The organism is Streptomyces sp. PA03-6a (genome assembly GCF_033792765.1).
Classification (GTDB): domain Bacteria; phylum Actinomycetota; class Actinomycetes; order Streptomycetales; family Streptomycetaceae; genus Actinacidiphila.
Genome location: NZ_JARAVK010000090.1, coordinates 1 through 19,044, shown reverse-complemented (window position 1 = coordinate 19,044; position 19,044 = coordinate 1). Strand labels below are relative to the sequence as shown.

19 protein-coding genes are annotated in these 19,044 nt (G+C 72.5%); 12 read left to right on the top strand and 7 right to left on the bottom strand.

The annotated features are described in order from the left end of the window. Positions 1-151 precede the first annotated feature (151 nt). The 4 genes from PV350_RS21975 to PV350_RS21960 all read left to right on the top strand — a co-directional run bounded on the left by PV350_RS21975 (position 152) and on the right by PV350_RS21960 (position 2,813). Positions 152-1,741, top strand: a complete 1,590-nt coding sequence (locus PV350_RS21975; protein WP_499513636.1) for an acyl-CoA carboxylase subunit beta — start codon at positions 152-154, stop codon at positions 1,739-1,741. Between the two features lie 15 nt (positions 1,742-1,756). Then, positions 1,757-1,963, top strand: coding sequence for an acyl-CoA carboxylase subunit epsilon (locus tag PV350_RS21970; RefSeq protein ID WP_499513635.1), 207 nt, complete (start codon positions 1,757-1,759; stop codon positions 1,961-1,963). Between the two features lie 92 nt (positions 1,964-2,055). Continuing rightward, positions 2,056-2,187: a morphogenic membrane protein MmpB gene (mmpB, locus tag PV350_RS21965; RefSeq protein ID WP_499513634.1), complete on the top strand. Its 132-nt coding sequence runs from the start codon at positions 2,056-2,058 to the stop codon at positions 2,185-2,187. Between the two features lie 14 nt (positions 2,188-2,201). Beyond that, the gene (locus tag PV350_RS21960; RefSeq protein WP_499513633.1) at positions 2,202-2,813 is read left to right on the top strand and encodes a Maf family protein; all 612 of its coding nucleotides are present in this window, start codon (positions 2,202-2,204) and stop codon (positions 2,811-2,813) included. A 31-nt stretch (positions 2,814-2,844) separates the two neighbouring features. Here PV350_RS21960 and PV350_RS21955 read toward each other — a convergent pair whose 3' ends face one another. Then, positions 2,845-3,327, bottom strand: a complete 483-nt coding sequence (locus PV350_RS21955) for a hypothetical protein (RefSeq protein WP_500335536.1) — start codon at positions 3,325-3,327, stop codon at positions 2,845-2,847. A gap of 394 nt (positions 3,328-3,721) precedes the next feature. On the opposite strand from PV350_RS21955, the gene PV350_RS21950 reads away from it, so the two are divergent. Continuing rightward, positions 3,722-5,494: an acetyl/propionyl/methylcrotonyl-CoA carboxylase subunit alpha gene (locus PV350_RS21950; RefSeq protein WP_499513631.1), complete on the top strand. Its 1,773-nt coding sequence runs from the start codon at positions 3,722-3,724 to the stop codon at positions 5,492-5,494. Positions 5,495-5,592: 98 nt separating this feature from the next. Here PV350_RS21950 and PV350_RS21945 read toward each other — a convergent pair whose 3' ends face one another. Both PV350_RS21945 and PV350_RS21940 read right to left on the bottom strand, forming a co-directional pair. Then, a complete protein-coding gene (locus PV350_RS21945) occupies positions 5,593-6,582 on the bottom strand; it encodes a DeoR/GlpR family DNA-binding transcription regulator (protein WP_500335551.1) in 990 nt (329 codons plus the stop codon). Between the two features lie 180 nt (positions 6,583-6,762). Further along, positions 6,763-8,211, bottom strand: coding sequence for an NAD(P)H-quinone dehydrogenase (locus PV350_RS21940; RefSeq protein ID WP_499513630.1), 1,449 nt, complete (start codon positions 8,209-8,211; stop codon positions 6,763-6,765). Positions 8,212-8,274: 63 nt separating this feature from the next. Here PV350_RS21940 and PV350_RS21935 point away from each other — a divergent pair, with 63 nt between their 5' ends. From PV350_RS21935 to PV350_RS21925, 3 genes are all read left to right on the top strand, one after another. After that, positions 8,275-8,712 carry a gamma-glutamylcyclotransferase family protein gene (locus PV350_RS21935; protein ID WP_499513629.1) on the top strand — a complete coding sequence of 146 codons (438 nt, stop codon included), beginning with the start codon at positions 8,275-8,277 and terminating at the stop codon, positions 8,710-8,712. 134 nt (positions 8,713-8,846) lie between these two features. Next, positions 8,847-9,680 carry a purine-nucleoside phosphorylase gene (locus PV350_RS21930; RefSeq protein ID WP_499513628.1) on the top strand — a complete coding sequence of 278 codons (834 nt, stop codon included), beginning with the start codon at positions 8,847-8,849 and terminating at the stop codon, positions 9,678-9,680. Between the two features lie 278 nt (positions 9,681-9,958). Beyond that, the gene (locus PV350_RS21925) at positions 9,959-11,689 is read left to right on the top strand and encodes a phospho-sugar mutase (protein WP_500335534.1); all 1,731 of its coding nucleotides are present in this window, start codon (positions 9,959-9,961) and stop codon (positions 11,687-11,689) included. Positions 11,690-11,769: 80 nt separating this feature from the next. On the opposite strand, the gene PV350_RS21920 is transcribed toward PV350_RS21925, so the two are convergent. From PV350_RS21920 to PV350_RS21910, 3 genes are all read right to left on the bottom strand, one after another. After that, on the bottom strand, positions 11,770-12,423 hold the full coding sequence (locus PV350_RS21920; protein ID WP_499513626.1) for a PH domain-containing protein: 654 nt from the start codon (positions 12,421-12,423) through the stop codon (positions 11,770-11,772). A 78-nt stretch (positions 12,424-12,501) separates the two neighbouring features. Continuing rightward, positions 12,502-13,464, bottom strand: coding sequence for a hypothetical protein (locus tag PV350_RS21915; RefSeq protein ID WP_500335532.1), 963 nt, complete (start codon positions 13,462-13,464; stop codon positions 12,502-12,504). After that, the gene (locus PV350_RS21910; protein ID WP_499513624.1) at positions 13,461-14,048 is read right to left on the bottom strand and encodes a SigE family RNA polymerase sigma factor; all 588 of its coding nucleotides are present in this window, start codon (positions 14,046-14,048) and stop codon (positions 13,461-13,463) included. The genes PV350_RS21915 and PV350_RS21910 overlap by 4 nt, the downstream gene beginning before the upstream one ends. A gap of 130 nt (positions 14,049-14,178) precedes the next feature. Here PV350_RS21910 and deoC point away from each other — a divergent pair, with 130 nt between their 5' ends. From deoC to PV350_RS21895, 3 genes are read left to right on the top strand one after another with little or no spacing between them, the layout of a single operon-like run. Next, the gene (deoC, locus tag PV350_RS21905) at positions 14,179-15,174 is read left to right on the top strand and encodes a deoxyribose-phosphate aldolase (protein WP_500326830.1); all 996 of its coding nucleotides are present in this window, start codon (positions 14,179-14,181) and stop codon (positions 15,172-15,174) included. A gap of 8 nt (positions 15,175-15,182) precedes the next feature. After that, entirely contained in the window at positions 15,183-16,679 is a 1,497-nt protein-coding gene (locus tag PV350_RS21900; RefSeq protein ID WP_500335530.1) for an aldehyde dehydrogenase family protein, read from the top strand. After that, positions 16,672-17,577 carry an aldehyde dehydrogenase family protein gene (locus PV350_RS21895; RefSeq protein WP_499513622.1) on the top strand — a complete coding sequence of 302 codons (906 nt, stop codon included), beginning with the start codon at positions 16,672-16,674 and terminating at the stop codon, positions 17,575-17,577. Before PV350_RS21900 ends, PV350_RS21895 begins: the two co-directional genes overlap by 8 nt. A gap of 123 nt (positions 17,578-17,700) precedes the next feature. On the opposite strand, the gene PV350_RS21890 is transcribed toward PV350_RS21895, so the two are convergent. Next, positions 17,701-18,051: a hypothetical protein gene (locus PV350_RS21890; protein ID WP_499513621.1), complete on the bottom strand. Its 351-nt coding sequence runs from the start codon at positions 18,049-18,051 to the stop codon at positions 17,701-17,703. A gap of 172 nt (positions 18,052-18,223) precedes the next feature. Between PV350_RS21890 and PV350_RS21885 the strand changes: the two genes are divergently transcribed. Further along, positions 18,224-18,847 (top strand): ATP-binding protein, encoded by a 624-nt coding sequence (locus PV350_RS21885; RefSeq protein WP_499513620.1) that lies wholly within the window; start codon positions 18,224-18,226, stop codon positions 18,845-18,847. Positions 18,848-19,044 lie beyond the last annotated feature (197 nt).

The following is a 19,044-nucleotide window of genomic DNA, read 5'->3' as shown; positions in this document are numbered from 1 at the left end:
GGCGGCCGGGAAGGCGGACCCTGGGAGTGGAGTGTGGCCAACGCCGCACTGACCGGGCAGCATCCGCGCGGTTACGCTACGAAAACAGCATTACTCGCCAGTCACGTCACACCCTCAGAACGACCCGACGAGAGCAGGAGAGCCGCCTCCCATGGCCGAGCCGGAGATCGACATCCACACCACCGCGGGGAAGCTCGCGGACCTGCGCCGCCGCGTTGACGAGGCGACCCACGCCGGCTCGGCGCGCGCGGTGGAGAAGCAGCACGCCAAGGGCAAGCTGACCGCGCGTGAGCGCATCGAACTGCTGCTGGACGAGGGCTCCTTCGTCGAACTGGACGAGCTGGCCCGGCACCGCTCGACCAACTTCGGCCTGGAGAAGAACCGCCCCTACGGGGACGGCGTCGTCACCGGCTACGGCACCGTGGACGGCCGCCCGGTGGCGGTCTTCTCGCAGGACTTCACCGTGTTCGGCGGCGCGCTCGGCGAGGTCTACGGCGAGAAGATCGTCAAGGTCATGGACTGGGCGCTGAAGACCGGCTGCCCGGTCATCGGCATCAACGACTCCGGCGGCGCGCGCATCCAGGAGGGCGTCACCTCGCTCGGCCTGTACGGCGAGATCTTCCGCCGCAACACCCACGCCTCCGGCGTCATCCCGCAGATCTCGCTCATCCTGGGCCCCTGCGCGGGCGGCGCGGTCTACTCCCCCGCCATCACCGACTTCGTGGTGATGGTCGACCAGACCTCGCACATGTTCATCACCGGCCCGGACGTCATCAAGACCGTCACCGGTGAGGACGTCGGCTTCGAGGAACTGGGCGGCGCCCGTTCGCACAACACCGTGTCCGGCAACGCGCACCACATGGCCGGCGACGAGAAGGACGCCATCGAGTACGTCAAGGCGCTGCTGTCCTACCTGCCGTCCAACAACCTCCAGGAGGCCCCGGCCTTCCCGCAGGAGGCGGAGCCGGAGGTGTCGGCGGAGGACCTCGAGCTCGACACCCTGATCCCGGACTCGGCGAACCAGCCGTACGACATGCACCAGGTCATCGAGCACGTCCTGGACGACGGCGAGTTCCTGGAGACCCAGGCGCTGTTCGCGCCCAACATCGTCACCGGCTTCGGCCGGATCGAGGGCCACCCGGTCGGCGTCGTCGCCAACCAGCCGATGCAGTTCGCCGGCTGCCTGGACATCAACGCCAGCGAGAAGGCGGCGCGTTTCGTCCGCACCTGCGACAGCTTCAACGTCCCGGTCGTCACCTTCGTCGACGTGCCCGGCTTCCTGCCCGGCACCGACCAGGAGTGGAACGGCATCATCCGGCGCGGCGCCAAGCTGATCTACGCGTACGCCGAGGCCACCGTCCCGCTGATCACCGTCATCACGCGCAAGGCGTTCGGCGGCGCCTACGACGTCATGGGCTCCAAGCACCTCGGCGCCGACCTCAACCTGGCCTGGCCGACCGCCCAGATCGCCGTCATGGGCGCCCAGGGCGCCGTCAACATCCTGCACCGCCGCACCCTGGCCGAGGCGGGCTCCCCGGAGGAGGCGGAGGCGCTGCGCGCCCAGCTGATGCAGGAGTACGAGGACACCCTGCTCAACCCCTACGTCGCCGCGGAGCGCGGCTATGTCGACGGCGTGATCCTGCCCTCCGAGACCCGCACGCACCTGGTGAAGGCGCTGCGGACGCTGCGCAACAAGCGCGAGAGCCTGCCCCCCAAGAAGCACGGCAACATCCCCCTCTAAGGAGCGCGCCCAGCCATGGTGATCAAGGTCGAACGGGGCAACCCGACCCCCGAGGAGCTGGCGGCCGTCGTGGCCCTCGTCCAGGCCCGGGCCGCGGCGGCCACGGGGCCCGCCGACGGCCCGCGGGCGTCCGACGAGTGGGCCTCCCCCGCGCGCAACGTCCCCGGGCGGATGATGCGCCCGGCGCCGGCGGCCTGGCGCGCCACCTACTGGCCGCACTGAGCACGGAGCGGACGGAAATGGTCCGCATGCCCGCCCGCGCCTGAGTATCCGTACTCAGGCGCGGGCGTCCGCCACGGCGCAACCTGGACGGCATGCTGTGGTCAGACCCGTCCGACGAACCGCCCGAGGAGATGCGGCAGGCGCAGGCGATGCTGCGCCGCGCGATGATCGTGATCGCCGTCGCCGTCCCCCTGATCACGGCCCTGGTGGCCTGGCGCGGCTGACTACGATGACGGGCATGACCGACAGCAGCCGCAGCCCCCGCCCGCTCGTCCTCGCCTCCGCCTCCCCCGCGCGCCTGGGACTGCTGAAGCAGGCCGGGCTCGACCCGCGGGTCGTCGTCAGCGGCGTCGACGAGGACGCGATCAGCGCCGACACCCCCGCCGAGCTGGCCCGGGTGCTGGCCGAGGCCAAGGCCTCGGTGGTCGCGGCCCAGCTCGCCGACGGCGAGGTGGTCGTCGGCTGCGACTCCGTCCTGGACCTGGACGGCCAGGCGCTTGGCAAGCCGGCCGACGCCGAGGACGCCACGGCCCGCTGGAAGTCCATGCGCGGCCGCTCCGGTGTGCTGCGGACCGGACACTGCGTCATCGACCTCGCCACCGGCCGCCGGGTCTCGGCCACCGCCTCCACCACGGTGCGGTTCGGCACCCCGGACGACGACGAGATCGCCGCCTACGTCGCCTCGGGCGAGCCGCTGTACGTGGCCGGCGCCTTCACCCTCGACGGCCGTTCCGCGCCGTTCGTCGAGGGCATCGAGGGCGACCACGGCAACGTCATCGGCATCTCGCTGCCGCTGCTGCGCCGTCTGCTCGCCGAGCTGGACCTGCGCATCACCGACTTCTGGGTCTGACCGGGCCGACCGGTCCGACCGGCCGGCCCGCTCAGACGGCGGCGGGGGCCACTGGCGGCGGGGGCGTGCTCCCGCCGGGCTCGTCGCCCGGCCCGGGGGCCGGACCGGAGGCCGGACCGGAGGCCGGACCGGAGGCCGGGGCCTCCTCCCCCGCGTAGAGCACCAGGGCGAGCACCACGAACCCCAGGATCACCATCATCCCCACGAACGCGGCCCAGCCGACCGGGGCCGCCAGGCCCGCGCCCAGGACCGCGTGGGTCACCGCGCACACGATGAGCACGATCCGGCCGAAGCGGCCCGGCGCCCGGTCGCGCTGCGCCATGCGGACGAGGACGACCGCGCAGCCGATGAGGAAGAGCGCCATCAGCACACCGGCCGCCCACGCGCCCGCCGCCATGGCGTCCGGATCGAGCCCGGCCAGGGACATCTGCTGGTGGCGCACGGCTATGCCCATGATCCAGTTGACGAAGGCGAAGCCGAACGCCTCCAGGACCAACAACACAGCCGCCGCCACGGCGACACTTCTGCGCACTGCGCGCCCCCTGTCCCAGGACCCCATTACCGGCGGTATTTCGTGGGCCGAACGCTACTAACGGGTAGGAGTTGCGGCAAGAGTCCGCGCGGCACCACCCGTATGGGGCGCCGGTCCGGCAAAGATTTACCCGGGCCTTCGTGGAGTTCCCACAAAAAAAGCGCCACGTCGGCCACGGTGGAGGACGGTGACCCGGCCCACACCCCAGGGCCTCAAGCACCGGGATAAATGGGGCTTTACCGTAGGAAGCCAAGGCATCCGGGTCCCGATTGGAGACCCGTATCACCCTCCGTGTGGGCAAGCTCACCCCCAGGGGTGCCTCGGCACGAAGTGTCGCCAGTACCTAAACTCTGCTTGTTTCAAGGAGGGAGCCATCGTGCGCAAGGTGCTCATCGCCAACCGCGGTGAAATCGCAGTCCGCGTCGCCCGTGCCTGCCGGGATGCCGGGATCGCCAGCGTGGCCGTCTACGCGGAGCCGGACCGGGACGCGCTGCATGTGCGCGTGGCCGACGAGGCGTACGCGCTGGGCGGTGACACCCCGGCCACCAGTTACCTGGACATCTCCAAGGTGCTGGCGGCCGCAGCCGAGTCCGGGGCCGACGCCGTCCACCCCGGCTACGGCTTCCTGTCGGAGAACGCCGACTTCGCCCAGGCCGTCCTGGACGCCGGGCTGACCTGGATCGGCCCCCCGCCGCAGGCCATCCGCGACCTCGGCGACAAGGTCGCCGCCCGCCACATCGCCCAGCGCGCCGGAGCGCCCCTGGTCGCCGGCACCCCCGACCCCGTGTCGGGCGCCGACGAGGTCGTGGCGTTCGCGCGCGAGCACGGCCTGCCGATCGCGATCAAGGCCGCCTTCGGCGGCGGCGGCCGCGGGCTGAAGGTCGCCCGCACCCTGGACGAGGTCCCCGAGCTGTACGAGTCGGCCGTCCGCGAGGCCGTCGCCGCCTTCGGCCGCGGCGAGTGCTTCGTCGAGCGCTACCTCGACAAGCCCCGGCACGTGGAGACCCAGTGCCTGGCCGACAGCCACGGCAACGTCGTGGTCGTCTCCACCCGGGACTGCTCGCTGCAGCGCCGCCACCAGAAGCTGGTGGAGGAGGCCCCCGCGCCCTTCCTGACCCCGGAGCAGAACGCCCAGCTGTACGCGGCGTCCAAGGCCATCCTCAAGGAGGCCGGCTACGTCGGTGCCGGCACCTGCGAGTTCCTGGTCGGCACGGACGGCACCATCTCCTTCCTGGAGGTGAACACCCGTCTGCAGGTCGAGCACCCGGTCACCGAGGAGGTCACCGGCATCGACCTGGTCCGCGAGATGTTCCGCGTCGCCGACGGCGAGGAGCTCGGCTACGACGACCCGCCGCTGCGCGGTCACTCGTTCGAGTTCCGCATCAACGGCGAGGACCCCGGCCGGGGCTTCCTCCCCGCCCCCGGCACCGTCACCCGTTTCGACGCGCCCACCGGCCCCGGTGTGCGTCTGGACGCGGGTGTCGAGGCCGGCAGCGTGATCGGCCCCGCCTGGGACTCCCTGCTGGCCAAGCTGGTCGTCACCGGCGCCACCCGGCAGCAGGCCCTGCAGCGCGCCGCGCGCGCCCTGGCCGAGTTCCAGGTCGAGGGCATGGCCACCGCCATCCCGTTCCACCGCGCGGTGGTCGCCGACCCCGCCTTCGCGCCCGAGGTCCACGGCAAGCCCGGTCCGTTCACCGTCCACACCCGGTGGATCGAGACCGAGTTCGTCAACGACATCAAGCCCTTCGCCGCCCCGGCCGACGCCGAGGAGGACGCCGAGCCCGGCCGTGAGACCGTGGTGGTCGAGGTCGGCGGCAAGCGGCTGGAGGTCTCCCTGCCCGCCTCGCTGGGCATGACCCTGGCCCGCACCGCCGCCGCCGGCGGTGCCCGCCCCAAGCGCCGCGCCACCAAGAAGGCCGGCTCCGCCGCCTCCGGTGACTCCCTGACCTCCCCGATGCAGGGCACGATCGTCAAGATCGCCGTCGAGGAGGGCCAGCACGTCAACGAGGGCGACCTCGTCGTGGTGCTGGAGGCGATGAAGATGGAGCAGCCCATCAACGCCCACCGCGCCGGCACCATCAAGGGCCTCACCGCGGACGTCGGCTCCTCCGTCTCCTCGGGTGCCCTCCTCTGCGAGATCAAGGACTGACGTCCCGTCCGCGGACGGCAGCACGAACGCCGCGGGCCCCAGCCGGTGATCGGCTGGGGCCCGCGGCGTTCTCCGTCCGGGACGCCCTGGGTGCAGGCCTAGCGGCGCCGCGGGGCCAGGTCGGCGATCCGGGCGGCCTGCTGCTCCCCGGCCAGTTGGGCGGTGCGCAGCGGGGACATGCCCGACACGCCGCCGCCCGACTGGCCGGCGGCCCTGGCGCGCGGCTCGCCGGGTGCCGTACCGCCCGGGTAGTTGCCGGAGGGGTGCTGATGGCGCCGGGGTCCCGGCACGGGCGGCATCTCCCGTCGCTGCCGCCCGTGGGGCATCCCGTTGTCCGCCCCGTCGGTCGACGCGACGGCGACCTGGACACCGCGGTCGGCCAGGGCCTGGAGCTCCGTCGCGGCGCGGTCGTCGCCCGCCGGCGGTTCGTCCGTGACCAGATGCGTGATCAGGTCCGTGGGCACGGTCTGGAACATGGTGTCCGTGCCCAGCTTGGTGTGGTCGGCCAGGACCACGACCTCCGCCGCCGCCTGGACCAGGGCCCGGTCGACGCTGGCGGAGAGCATGTTGGACGTGGACAGCCCGCGTTCCGCGCTCAGTCCCGCCCCGGACAGGAAGGCCCGCGACACCCGCAGCCCCTGCAGGGACTGTTCTGCGCCGCTGCCGACCAGCGCGTAGTTGGAGCCGCGGAGCGTGCCACCGGTCATGACGACCTCGACCCGGTTCGCATGCGCCAGTGCCTGTGCCACCAGCAGGGAGTTGGTGACGACGGTCAGCCCCGGCACCCGGGCGAGCCGGCGTGCCAGCTCCTGGGTGGTCGTGCCGGCGCCGACGACGATGGCCTCGCCCTCCTCGACGAGACCTGCCGCGAGATCGGCGATCGCCGTCTTCTCCGCGGTCGATAGATGGGATTTCTGCGGGAAGCCGGACTCCCTGGTGAAGCCCCCCGGCAGCACCGCACCGCCGTGCCGGCGGTCGAGCAGTCCTTCTGCCTCCAGCGCCCGCACGTCACGCCGTACGGTCACTTCCGAGGTCTGGACGACGCGGGCGAGCTCACGGAGCGAAACCGCTCCGTTGGCGCGCACCATTTCGAGGATCAGTTGGCGACGTTCTGCTGCGAACACGAAACTGACAGTAACGCCAATGACCGTCTGCTATCAGCAGTTTGCACCGATTAACAGAAGTTGTTCGCAGTGCCGGACGTCCCGTGCTATAGAGACGAGGGCATTCGCCCGGGTGGCGCCCGGCACCGGCTCCGGAGGCGGGCCTCAGAGCTCCCCGGCCGCCTTGCGGGTCGCCAACTGCCGTGCGGCTTCGGCGATCGAGCCCGAGAGCGACGGGTAGACCGTGTAGGTGTTCGCCATCTGTTCGACGGTCAGGTTGTTGTCGACCGCGATCGAGATGGGGTGGATGAGTTCGCTCGCGCGCGGCGAGACGACCACGCCGCCGACGATGATGCCGGTGCCCGGACGGCAGAACAGCTTCACGAAGCCGTCCCGGATGCCCTGCATCTTGGCGCGCGGGTTGCGCAGCAGCGGGAGCTTGACGACCCGTGCGTCGATGACGCCCGCGTCGACGTCGGCCTGGGTGTAGCCGACGGTCGCGATCTCGGGGTCGGTGAAGACGTTCGAGGAGACCGTCTTGAGGTTGAGCGGGCCGACCGTCTCGCCCAGGAAGTGGTACATCGCGATCCGGCCCTGCATGGCCGCGACCGAGGCGAGCGCGAAGACGCCCGTGACGTCACCGGCCGCGTACACGCCGGGGGCCGAGGTGCGGGAGACCTTGTCGGTCCAGATGTGGCCGGAGTCCTTGAGCTTGACGCCCGCGCCCTCCAGGCCCATGGCGGCGGTGTTCGGTATCGCGCCGACCGCCATGAGGCAGTGGCTGCCGGTGATGACCCGGCCGTCGGAGAGGGTGACCTCGACGCGGTCGCCGACCCGCTTGACGGACTCGGCACGGGAGCGGGCCATGACGTTCATGCCGCGGCGGCGGAAGACGTCCTCCAGGACGGCGGCCGCGTCCGGGTCCTCGCCGGGCAGGACGCGGTCGCGGGACGAGACGAGCGTCACCTTGGAGCCCAGGGCCTGGTACGCGCCGGCGAACTCGGCGCCGGTCACACCGGAGCCGACCACGATGAGCTCCTCGGGGAGCTCGTCCAGGTCGTACACCTGCGTCCAGTTGAGGATCCGCTCGCCGTCCGGCTTCGCGTCGGGCAGCTCGCGGGGGCGGCCGCCGGTGGCGATCAGGACGGCGTCGGCGGTGAGGGTCTCGGAAGTGCCGTCGGCCGCCTCGACGATGACCGTGCGGGAGCCGTCGATCGCCTGCATGCCCTCCAGCCGGCCGCGGCCGCGCATCACCCGGGCACCCGCACGGGTGACGGAGGCGGTGATGTCGTGGGACTGGGCGAGCGCGAGGCGCTTCACCCGCCGGTTGACCTTGCCGAGGTCGACGCCGACGACCCGGGCGGCCTGCTCGACGTGCGGTGTGTCGTCCGCCACGATGATGCCCAGTTCCTCGTACGACGAGTCGAAGGTGGTCATCACCTCGGCCGTCGCGATCAGGGTCTTGGACGGCACGCAGTCGGTGAGCACCGAAGCCCCGCCCAGACCGTCGCAGTCGACGACGGTCACCTCCGCGCCCAGCTGGCTGGCCACGAGGGCCGCTTCGTATCCGCCGGGTCCGCCACCAATGATCACGATCCGAGTCACGTACCCCATTGTCCCGCACGCGCCAAGTGATCACTTACGGGGGCGGTGTCCCGCTGTCGTACTCTCATGACCATGTCGCTCTACGCCGCCTACGCCGGCAACCTCGACGCCCGGCTGATGACGCGCCGCGCCCCGCACTCGCCCCTGCGCGGCACCGGCTGGCTCAGCGGCTGGCGCCTCACCTTCGGCGGCGAGCAGATGGGCTGGGAGGGCGCGCTCGCCACCCTGGTGGAGGACCCGCTGCACCAGGTCTTCGTCGGGCTGTACGACATCGCCCCGGTCGACGAGGAGCCGATGGACCGCTGGGAGGGCGTCCCGCTGGGCATCTACCGGCGCCACATGGCGCGGGTGCACACCCTCGACGGCGACGTGCCCGCGTGGCTCTACGTCCTCAACGACTACGAGGGCGGCCTGCCGTCCGCGCGTTACCTCGGGGAGATCGCCGACGCGGCGGAGTCCGCGGGCGCCCCGCACGACTACGTCATGGAACTGCGCAAGCGTCCCTGCTGACCCGCCGGCAACGAGGGCCGCAGGACGTCCGGAAGGTCCCGCAGGGCCCGTCAATCGGCGGATCCTCCGAAATTTCGCAGACCGTGACCTGGGACGTCTACGCGCGTAGGAGAGAACCGGCTACTCTCATCCGCGTGAACTCTTCCGCAACTCCCCACGCCGCCCGAACCCCGCTGGGCGACCCGTACGCCGCCGCCACGGCCGCCGCCGCCCGGCTGCGCGAGCTGACCGGCGGCGAGACCCACGACGTCGCCCTGGTGATGGGCTCCGGCTGGGTGCCGGCCGCCGACGCCCTCGGCGAGGCCGAGTACGAGTTCGACGTGACCGAGTTGCCGGGCTTCCCGCCGCCCGCCGTGGCCGGGCACTCCGGCAAGGTGCGCTCGGTGCGGATCGGCGACAAGCGGGCGCTGGTCTTCCTGGGCCGCAACCACTTCTACGAGGGCCACGGCGTCGCCACCGTCGCCCACGGTGTGCGCACCGCCGTTGCCGCCGGCTGCAAGACCGTCGTCCTGACCAACGGCTGCGGCGGGCTGCGCCCCACCTACCGTCCCGGCCAGGCCGTGCTGATCAGCGACCACATCAACATGACGGCCGCCTCGCCGATCGTCGGCGCCAACTTCGTCGACCTCACCGACCTGTACTCGCCGCGGCTGCGCGCCCTGTGCAAGGAGGTCGACCCCTCCCTGGAGGAGGGTGTCTACGTCCAGCTCCCCGGCCCGCACTACGAGACCCCGGCCGAGATCAAGATGGTCCGGGTCATCGGCGGCGACCTCGTCGGCATGTCCACCACGCTGGAGGCCATCGCGGCCCGCGAGGCGGGCGCCGAGGTGCTCGGCATCTCCCTGGTGACCAACCTCGCCGCCGGCATGACGGGCGAGCCGCTGAACCACGAGGAGGTCCTGGAGGCCGGCCGCGACTCCGCCGCGCGGATGGGCAGCCTGCTCGCCCAGGTGCTCGAGCGCATCTGACCGCCCCGCACCCCCCGGTGGGGCGGGCCGGCGCACCCGTACGGGCATGCCGCGCGCGATCCCGGGGGTGCCCGCACCCTGGTTAGGGAAGGCGCACCACGGGGAGGTAACCGGGCGGCGCCCGTCGCGGCAGCCCGCTCCGCCGCCGCCCGGCCGGACGGGATCCCGCCGCGCGGCCCCCCGCTGTGGCAACGGTCGCGGGCAGGACGGGCCGGAGGCCCCAGGCCGACCCGCGCGCGGCGCGGGCGGCACCGAAGACGACATCGCAGGAGCATCACGTGGCAAGCGCAAGCGAGAAGGCGGAGCTGATCCCTCAGGCGCGCACCTGGCTGGCCGAGGACCCGGACCCCGACACCCGGGCCGAGTTGGAGGCGCTGCTCACGGCCGTCGAGTCCGGCGACCCGGCGGCGGCCGAGGACCTCGCGGCCCGGTTCGCCGGCACCCTGCAGTTCGGTACGGCGGGGCTGCGCGGGGAGGTCGGCGCGGGCCCGATGCGCATGAACCGCTCCGTGGTCATCCGGGCCGCCGCCGGTCTTGCCGCGTACCTCAAGGCGCAGGGCCAGGGCGACGGGCTGGTCGTCGTGGGTCACGACGCCCGCCACAAGTCGGTGGACTTCGCCCGTGACACCGCCGCCGTCATGGTCGGCGCGGGCCTGCGGGCGGCCGTGCTGCCCGGGCCGCTGCCCACGCCGGTGCTGGCCTTCGCGATCCGTCACCTGGGCGCCGTCGCGGGCATCGCCGTGACCGCGAGCCACAACCCCCCGCGTGACAACGGCTACAAGGTCTACCTGGGCGACGGCTCGCAGATCGTCCCGCCCGCCGACGCCGGGATCGCCGACGAGATCGCCGCGATCGGCCCGCTGACCGGCGTCCCGCTGGCGGACGAGGGCTGGCAGCTCCTCGGTGAGGAGGTCGTCGAGGCCTACCTGGACCGCGCCGCCGCGGTCGTGGACCGGCACACGCCACGCGATATCTCGGTCGTCTACACCCCCCTGCACGGTGTCGGCCGCGACGTGCTGACCGCCGCCTTCGAGCGGGCCGGGTTCGCCGCCCCGCACGTCGTCGCCGAGCAAGGCGAGCCCGATCCGGACTTCCCGACCGTCGCCTTCCCCAACCCGGAGGAACCGGGGGCGATGGACCTGGCCTTCGCCGCGGCCCGGGCCCTCGGCCCCGACGTCGACATCGTCGTCGCCAACGATCCCGACGCCGACCGCTGCGCCGTGGCCGTGCCGGACCGCACCACCGCGGACGGCTGGCGGATGCTGCGCGGCGACGAGGTCGGCGCGCTGCTCGCCACCCACCTGGTGCACCGCCGGGCCAGCGGAACCTTCGCGGCGAGCATCGTCTCCTCCTCCCTGCTCTCGCGCATCGCGGCCCGCGCGGGGCTGCGTTACGCCGACACCCTGACCGGATTCAAGTGGATCTCCCGGGTGGAGGGCCTGCGGTTCGGCTACGAGGAGGCCCTGGGCTACTGCGTGGACCCCGTGGGCGTGCGGGACAAGGACGGCGTCACCGCCGCCCTGGCCGTCGCGGAACTGACCGCCGAGCTCAAGGCCAAGGGCCGTACGCTCTCCGACCTGCTGGACGACATCGCCCTGGAGTACGGGCTGCACGCCACCGACCAGCTGTCGGTGCGGGTCGCCGACCTGTCGGTCATCGACGACGCGATGAGCCGGCTGCGGGAGCGGCCGCCCAGCTCACTGGCCGGTCTCGCCGTCGTCACCGCCGAGGACCTGGCCAAGGGCAGCGCGGAGCTGCCGCCGACCGACGGCCTGCGCTACCGGCTGGCCGGCTCCCCGGGAGCCGGTGTGGAGTCGGCGCGGGTGATCGTGCGGCCGAGCGGCACCGAGCCCAAGCTGAAGTGCTACCTGGAGGTCGTGCTGCCCGTGCCGGGCGCCGACCGGCTGGCCGGCGTGCGCGCCCAGGCAGCCGACGTCCTCGCGGCCGTCAAGGCCGACCTCGCCACCGCCGCCGGGCTCCCCCGGGACGAGGCCGCGGCGAAGGCCTGACGCTCCGACGACGCCGACGCCCCGGTCGTGCCCGCTCGGGCACGACCGGGGCGTCTGGGTACGCGCCCGGGTCCGCCGGCTCAGCCGATGGCGAGCAGGACGATCAGCACGATCGCCCCCGCCACCGCCGGGGCGATCACCTCGTACGCCCAGCGGACCGTGACCTCGCCCTGTGCGCCCTCTCGGCCGCCGTGCCGCTCCGCGAGCTCGCGCAGTTCGTCCACGACCCGGTCGGACCAGGCCCGGGTCGAGTCCGTGGCACCGGGACGCGACCCCAGCGTCGCGCCCGGGTCGCCCGCCGCGGCGGCGCGCGTCTTGGCCCGCGCGGCCCGCTTGCGGGCGCGCATCGACACGGGGACGGCCCACAACTGGTACTTCCTGCCCTCCGCGAACAGCTCCGTCGAATACCCCGAGCGCAGCCCCTCCACGGCGCTCCAGGGCGCGGTGACGGTGCGGAACGGGTTGCGCACCAGGAGGCGGTCGTCACCGGCCAGGACGACCGGACGCAGGGTGAACGCGACGACCAGCGGCACGATCAGCAGCAGCAGCGCGAGGGCCACCCACGGCGTGTCGCCCGTACCGCGCACGATCGCGTCGATGCCGAGCCACAGCGTGATGGCGAGCATGAGCACACCGCCGACGACACCGGCCGTCGAGCGGTAGGAGCGCTCGGCGTACTTCGGCTGCCCGGGGTCGGGCTGCGGTTCGGGGGCGGGGTTCTCGGAACTCGTCATGAGATCAGATTGTGCCTGACCCCGGCCCTGCGCCCCGCGCGACGGAGGTTGCGTTAGTGCATCGGCGTCAGCGGCCGCCTACTGGTACCCCTTGTCCTCCCTGGAGTCGTAGACGCGCTTGCCCGCCGCGTCGTAGCCCTGGATGTGCGGCAGGGAATCCTCCGGTGCGGCGAGGACCCCGGTCGCGACGAAGTAGCCGTGGTCGAGCACCGCCTGCCGGGTGACGCCGCCCCAGGAGACGGTGACCCTGGCGACCCCGGGCTCGACCGTGCCGATGCTGCCCCAGCGGAAGGGGAAGTGGTACGGCAGCCCCGGGCCGGTGGTGCCGTCCTGCTTGTAGAGGCGGTAGGCGTTGTCGTCCGGCACGACGGGCCCGCGGTCCGGAGCGCCGTCCGCTCCGACGCTGCTGTTGATGCCGCCCGCCTTCCCGTCCTTGTCCGTGCAGATCAGGCGGGCGGGGGCGCCGTCCACGGTGCCGACCGCCACCACACGGATGCCGTCGCCCGGGGAGTTCTCGTCGCCGGTGGCGTTCAGCGCGAGGATCACGCGGTAGTCCTCGGCCTTCCCGTAGTCGCTTGCGAAGACGGACGCCTTGGGCTGGTGTTGCCCGCCGTACGCCAGGCACCTCTCCAGCACCTCGCCCGCCCGCTCCATCGTGATCCCGTCCGCCAGCTGCCCCGGCGTCGCGGGGCCTTCGGGCCCGGTCGCCCGCGCAGGGGCGGAGGTGCGCGGCTGGACGGCGCTCGCCGTCACGGACGGCCGGGCGTCGTGAGCCGGCAGCGCGGTCGTGCCGGCGCCGCCGGGCTGGTAGTGCATCGCGACGGCCGTGCCCGGCACCGCGACCAGCGCCGCCAGCCCTGCCCCGGCGGCGAACACCCGGCGTCTGCGGCTCGTCCTGCCCTGGCGCACGATCGTGGCGTAGGGCGCCTCACCGGTGCGCAGCCCGTCCGTCTGCTCCTCGAGGAGCTCGCGCAGCTGCGCCTCGAACTCCGTGTCGCCCTCCGCGGGGCCGAACCCCGCCGTGTCTGCCTTGTCCCTCATCGGACCCCTCCTTCGACCCTCGTGTCCTTCGCCGGGCCCCATGGCCCCGGCCTCGTCCCTGCGGCCGCCCCGACGGCGACGGGCTCCGCGGCCACCACGGCCGTGCCCAGCCGGGCCCGCAGTTTGGCCAGGCCCCTGGCCGCCTGGCTCTTGACCGTCCCTGCCGAGCAGCCCAGCGCGTGGGCCACCTCGGTCTCCGACAGGTCGTCCCAGTACCGCAGCACGACCACGGCCCGCTGCCGTGCGGGCAGCTCGCCGAGCGCCGCCAGCAGCTCCTCCCGCAGCGCCACCCGTGCCGTGGGATCGGCTCCGGCGCCCTCGGGCGGTACGTCCGTGAGCCGTTCGGCCACGCGTTTCTTGCGGAACCGGTCCTTGTTGCAGCTGATCAGGATCCGTCGCACGTAGGCGTCCGGATTGTCGCTGCGCTGCACCCGCCGCCAGGACCGGTAGGCCTTGGCCAGCGCGGTCTGCGCCAGGTCCTCGGCGTGATGCCGGTCACCCGTGAGCAGATAGGCGGTCCTGACCAGATGGGTCCATCTGGCACGGACGTAGCCTTGGAACTCCGCCTCGTCGTCTGGATTCATCGATGACCCCCTTCACCCACCAGACCACCGGTTCCGTCGATTCGGTTGCCGGGCCCCCCGTACGGGGACAGTCGGGCCCGTTCCGACCGGTGACATTCGCTACGCGCGTAGATATGCTGGTGTGGTGACCATGCCCACCACTGTTCCCGCTCACGGCCCCGACGCCGCGGCCCGGCTGGCGTCCATGGCCGACGTCACGGCCTCCGACGCCGCGCTGCGCCGCTTCCTGCACGGGCTGCCCGGCGTCGACGCGGTCGGCCTCGAAGGCCGCGCCGCAAGCCTCGGCACCCGTTCGATCAAGACCACGGCGAAGGCGTACGCCATCGACCTGGCGATCTCGATGATCGACCTGACCACGCTCGAAGGCGCGGACACCCCCGGCAAGGTCCGGGCGCTGTCCGCCAAGGGCGTCAGCCCGGACCCGACCGACCGCACGACCCCCCGGGTCGCCGCGATCTGCGTCTACCCGGACATGGTCGCGACCGCCAAGGAGGCCCTCGGCGACTCCGGCGTGCGCGTCGCGTCCGTCGCCACCGCCTTCCCGGCCGGCCGCGCCGCGCTGCCGGTGAAGCTCGCCGACACCGCCGACGCGGTGGCCGCGGGCGCCGACGAAGTGGACATGGTCATCGACCGCGGCGCCTTCCTCGCCGGCCACTACCTGAAGGTCTTCGAGGAGATCAAGGCGGTCAAGGAGGCCTGCCGCCGTCCCGACGGCAGCTCCGCCCACCTCAAGGTCATCTTCGAGACCGGCGAGCTGGCGACGTACGACAACATCCGCCGCGCCTCCTGGCTCGGCATGCTCGCCGGCGCCGACTTCATCAAGACCTCCACCGGCAAGGTGGCGGTCAACGCCACCCCCGCCAACACCCTGCTGATGCTCGAGGCGGTGCGCGACTTCCGCGCCGCCACCGGCGTCCAGGTCGGCGTGAAGCCCGCCGGTGGCATCCGCACCTCCAAGGACGCCATCAAGTTCCTGGTCCTCGTCAACGAGACCGTGGGCGACGAGTGGCTGAGCAACGAGTGGTTCCGTTTCGGCGCGTCCAGCCTGCTGAACGATCTGCTCATGCAGCGCCAGAAGCTGAGCACCGGCCGCTACTCCGGTCCCGACTACGTGACGGTGGACTGAGAACCCCGATGACACAGACCAAGAAGAACCAGCAGCCCCAGCAGACCCGGCCGGCCGGGCAGCCGGAGCCGGGCTCCGCCTTCGCGTACGCGCCGGCGCCCGAGTCCCGCTCCGTCGTCGACATCGCCCCCTCCTACGGCCTGTTCATCGACGGCGAGTTCACCGACGCCGCCGACGGCCGGGTCTTCAAGACCGTGAGCCCGTCCAGCGAGGAGGTCCTCTCCGAGGTCGCCCGGGCCGGCGAGGCGGACGTGGACCGGGCCGTCCAGGCCGCCCGCAAGGCCTTCGCGTCGTGGTCGGCGCTGCCCGGCTCCGAGCGCGCCAAGTACTTGTTCCGCATCGCCCGGATCGTCCAGGAGCGCTCGCGCGAGCTGGCCGTCCTGGAGTCGCTGGACAACGGCAAGCCGATCAAGGAGACCCGCGACGCCGACCTCCCGCTGGTCGCCGCGCACTTCTTCTACTACGCCGGCTGGGCCGACAAGCTCGCGCACGCCGGCTTCGGCCCGGCGCCCCGTCCGCTGGGCGTGGCCGGCCAGGTCATCCCGTGGAACTTCCCGCTGCTGATGCTGGCGTGGAAGATCGCCCCGGCGCTGGCCACCGGCAACACGGTCGTCCTCAAGCCGGCCGAGACCACCCCGCTGTCGGCGCTGTTCTTCGCCGACATCTGCCGCCAGGCGGGCCTGCCCAAGGGTGTCGTCAACATCCTCCCCGGCTACGGCGACGCCGGTGCCGCGCTGGTCGCGCACGAGGGCGTCGACAAGGTCGCCTTCACCGGTTCCACCGCCGTCGGCAAGCAGATCGCCCGCACGGTCGCCGGTACGAAGAAGAAGGTCACCCTGGAGCTGGGCGGCAAGGGCGCCAACATCGTCTTCGACGACGCGCCGATCGACCAGGCCGTCGAGGGCATCGTCAACGGCATCTTCTTCAACCAGGGCCAGGTCTGCTGCGCGGGCTCCCGCCTGCTGGTCCAGGAGTCCGTCGCGGACGAGGTGCTGGACGCGCTCAAGCGCCGGCTGTCGACGCTGCGCGTCGGCGACCCGCTGGACAAGAACACCGACATCGGCGCCATCAACTCCGCCGAGCAGCTCGCCCGGATCACCGCGCTCGCCGAGGCCGGCGAGGCCGAGGGCGCCGAGCGCTGGTCGCCGGCCTGCGAACTGCCCTCCGCGGGCTACTGGTTCGCGCCGACGCTCTTCACCGGGGTCACCCAGGCGCACCGGGTCGCCCGCGAGGAGATCTTCGGCCCGGTCCTGTCGGTGCTGACCTTCCGCACCCCGGCCGAGGCCGTGGAGAAGGCCAACAACACCCCGTACGGCCTGTCCGCCGGGATCTGGACGGAGAAGGGCTCGCGCATCCTCTCGGTCGCGAACCAGCTCCGGGCCGGTGTGGTGTGGGCCAACACGTTCAACAAGTTCGACCCGACCTCGCCCTTCGGCGGCTACAAGGAGTCGGGCTTCGGTCGCGAGGGCGGCCGCCACGGCCTGGAGGCGTACCTCGATGTCTGAGAAGTCCGAGACGGTGCGGCTGTCCGTCTTCAAGACCTACAAGCTGTTCGTCGGGGGCAAGTTCCCCCGCAGCGAGAGCGGGCGGGTGTACGAGGTGACCGACGCCAAGGGCAAGTGGCTCGCCAACGCCCCGCAGTCCTCCCGCAAGGACGCCCGTGACGCGGTGTCCGCCGCCCGCAAGGCCTTCGCGGGCTGGTCGGGCGCGACCGCGTACAACCGGGGGCAGATCCTCTACCGCATCGCGGAGATGCTGGAGGGCCGCCGGGAGCAGTTCGTCCGCGAGGTCGGCGAGGCCGAGGGGCTGTCGAAGTCCAAGGCGGCGGCCGTGGTGGACGCCGCAATCGACCGCTGGGTCTGGTACGCCGGCTGGACCGACAAGATCGCCCAGGTCGTGGGCGGCGCCAACCCGGTGGCGGGGCCGTACTTCAACCTGTCGAGCCCCGAGCCGACCGGGGTCGTCGCGGTCGTCGCGCCGCAGGAGTCGTCGTTCCTCGGCCTGGTCTCGGTGATCGCCCCGGTGATCGCCACCGGGAACACCGCGGTCGTGGTGACCAGTGAGCGGGCCCCGCTGCCCGCGCTGTCGCTGGGCGAGGTGCTGGCCACCTCCGACCTGCCGGGCGGGGTCGTCAACATCCTGTCCGGCCGCACGTCCGAGGTCGCGCCGACGCTCGCCGCGCACATGGACGTCAACGCGCTCGACCTGGCGGGCACGGTGGACGACGCCGCGCTGGCGAAGGAACTGGAGGTCGCCGCCGCGGACAACCTCAAGCGCGTGCTCCGTCCACAGGCTGTGGACTGGGCCGCCGAGCCCGGCACGGACCGCCTGACGGCCTTCCTGGAGACCAAGACCGTCTGGCACCCCGCGGGTGCCGGCGCGGCCTCGGGCTCCGCCTACTGACCCGGTCCCCCCGGCGGCCCGTCCCGTCGCCGGGGGACCGGCACCGCCCGCACGGCCCGGCGGCGGGCCCCCGCGACCGATGTGTCCCCGCGGGGGCCCGCCGCCGTACGCGTCCGCGTGCCGTCAGCCGCCCTGCAGGGTCCTGACGGTGTCGCCGATCAGCGGCAGGTCGGCGACCGAGCGGCTGTCGGCGACCGGCTTGGTGACGTCCGCGGTGGAGACCGGCTTGAAGTCGGCGACCTGCGAACCCACGGCGTTGTCCAGGGGGTTGACGCTGGTCTGCGCGAACGGGTTCACCGGCAGGTGGTTCACCGTGCCGATCAGGGCCGAGGTCGCCGCCCGGCCGGCCTTGGCGGCCGTGGCCGCTCCTTCGCTCCGGGCGTCCGCGTGCGCCGCCCCGGCCGAGGCGACGGCCGCGACGGACGACACCGCGAGGACGGTGGCGCGGAGAAGGGTGCGGGAGAACTGCGGCATGAGGATCCACCTGCCTGGTCCCCGGCCCGCGTACGGACCGGTCCCGGGACGGCGCGGCGGCCGTCCCCGTACGCGACAATGACGTCACTCACGGTAGTTGGTTGAACATCACGCATCCAAAGCATGTCCCGGCGGGTCACTCCAAAGGCTGAATGCGTCACACTGGTGTCCCGTGAGCTCTCGCCCTCCCGCCGCCCGCGTGATCCTGCTGACCGGCCCCTCCGGGTCCGGCAAGTCCTCCCTCGCCGCCCGCACCGGCCTGCCGGTCCTGCGACTGGACGACTTCTACAAGGAGGGTGACGACCCGTCCCTCCCGATGCTGCCGAGCGGCATCGGCGCCGACTGGGACTCCCCGCTGTCCTGGAACGCCGACGCGGCCGTCGCCGCCGTCGCGGAGCTGTGCGCCACGGGCCGGACCGCCGTCCCCGTGTACGAGCTCTCCTCCAGCTCCATCACCGGAGGGGCGGAGGTCGGCCTCGACGGGGCGCCGCTCTTCATAGCCGAGGGCATCTTCGCCGCCGACATCGTCACGCGCTGCGCCGAACTCGGCGTGCTCGCCGACGCGCTGTGCCTGAGCCGCGGCGCGGTCACCACCGCCCGCCGCCGGTTCGTCCGGGACCTGCGCGAGGGCCGGAAGTCGCTGTCCTTCCTGCTGCGCCGCGGCTGGAACCTGATGCGCGCCGAGCGGGGCATCGTCGCCCGGCACGCGGCGCTCGGGGCGCACGTGTGCGACCGGGACGAGGCACTGGAACGGATCGGTCGCGCATCTTTTCCACCGGTCGCCGTTCGGGTTTGAACGAAACGGCGCGCGGGTCCGTAAGGACATGCGTGAGGGAGCGGTGCGCACAGACCCCCCGCTGCGCGCGACCGCTCCCTCACGCATGTCCTTCGGGCCGGCCCTTTAAACCAACCGACCCCTCCCACCGAAAGGCCACGGTGAGACCCCGAGCGGCACAGTCTCACAAAAAAAAAAAAAAACAACAGAAAGAATAG

Coding starts and splice junctions, on each gene's coding strand:
- PV350_RS21975 (WP_499513636.1), top strand. CDS start 152: ATGGCCGAGCCGGAGATCGACATCCACACCACCGCGGGGAAGCTCGCG.
- PV350_RS21970 (WP_499513635.1), top strand. CDS start 1,757: ATGGTGATCAAGGTCGAACGGGGCAACCCGACCCCCGAGGAGCTGGCG.
- mmpB (WP_499513634.1), top strand. CDS start 2,056: ATGCTGTGGTCAGACCCGTCCGACGAACCGCCCGAGGAGATGCGGCAG.
- PV350_RS21960 (WP_499513633.1), top strand. CDS start 2,202: ATGACCGACAGCAGCCGCAGCCCCCGCCCGCTCGTCCTCGCCTCCGCC.
- PV350_RS21945 (WP_500335551.1), bottom strand. CDS start 6,582: ATGGTGCGCGCCAACGGAGCGGTTTCGCTCCGTGAGCTCGCCCGCGTC.
- PV350_RS21940 (WP_499513630.1), bottom strand. CDS start 8,211: ATGGGGTACGTGACTCGGATCGTGATCATTGGTGGCGGACCCGGCGGA.
- PV350_RS21935 (WP_499513629.1), top strand. CDS start 8,275: ATGTCGCTCTACGCCGCCTACGCCGGCAACCTCGACGCCCGGCTGATG.
- PV350_RS21920 (WP_499513626.1), bottom strand. CDS start 12,423: ATGACGAGTTCCGAGAACCCCGCCCCCGAACCGCAGCCCGACCCCGGG.
- PV350_RS21915 (WP_500335532.1), bottom strand. CDS start 13,464: ATGAGGGACAAGGCAGACACGGCGGGGTTCGGCCCCGCGGAGGGCGAC.
- PV350_RS21910 (WP_499513624.1), bottom strand. CDS start 14,048: ATGAATCCAGACGACGAGGCGGAGTTCCAAGGCTACGTCCGTGCCAGA.
- deoC (WP_500326830.1), top strand. CDS start 14,179: ATGCCCACCACTGTTCCCGCTCACGGCCCCGACGCCGCGGCCCGGCTG.
- PV350_RS21900 (WP_500335530.1), top strand. CDS start 15,183: ATGACACAGACCAAGAAGAACCAGCAGCCCCAGCAGACCCGGCCGGCC.
- PV350_RS21895 (WP_499513622.1), top strand. CDS start 16,672: ATGTCTGAGAAGTCCGAGACGGTGCGGCTGTCCGTCTTCAAGACCTAC.
- PV350_RS21890 (WP_499513621.1), bottom strand. CDS start 18,051: ATGCCGCAGTTCTCCCGCACCCTTCTCCGCGCCACCGTCCTCGCGGTG.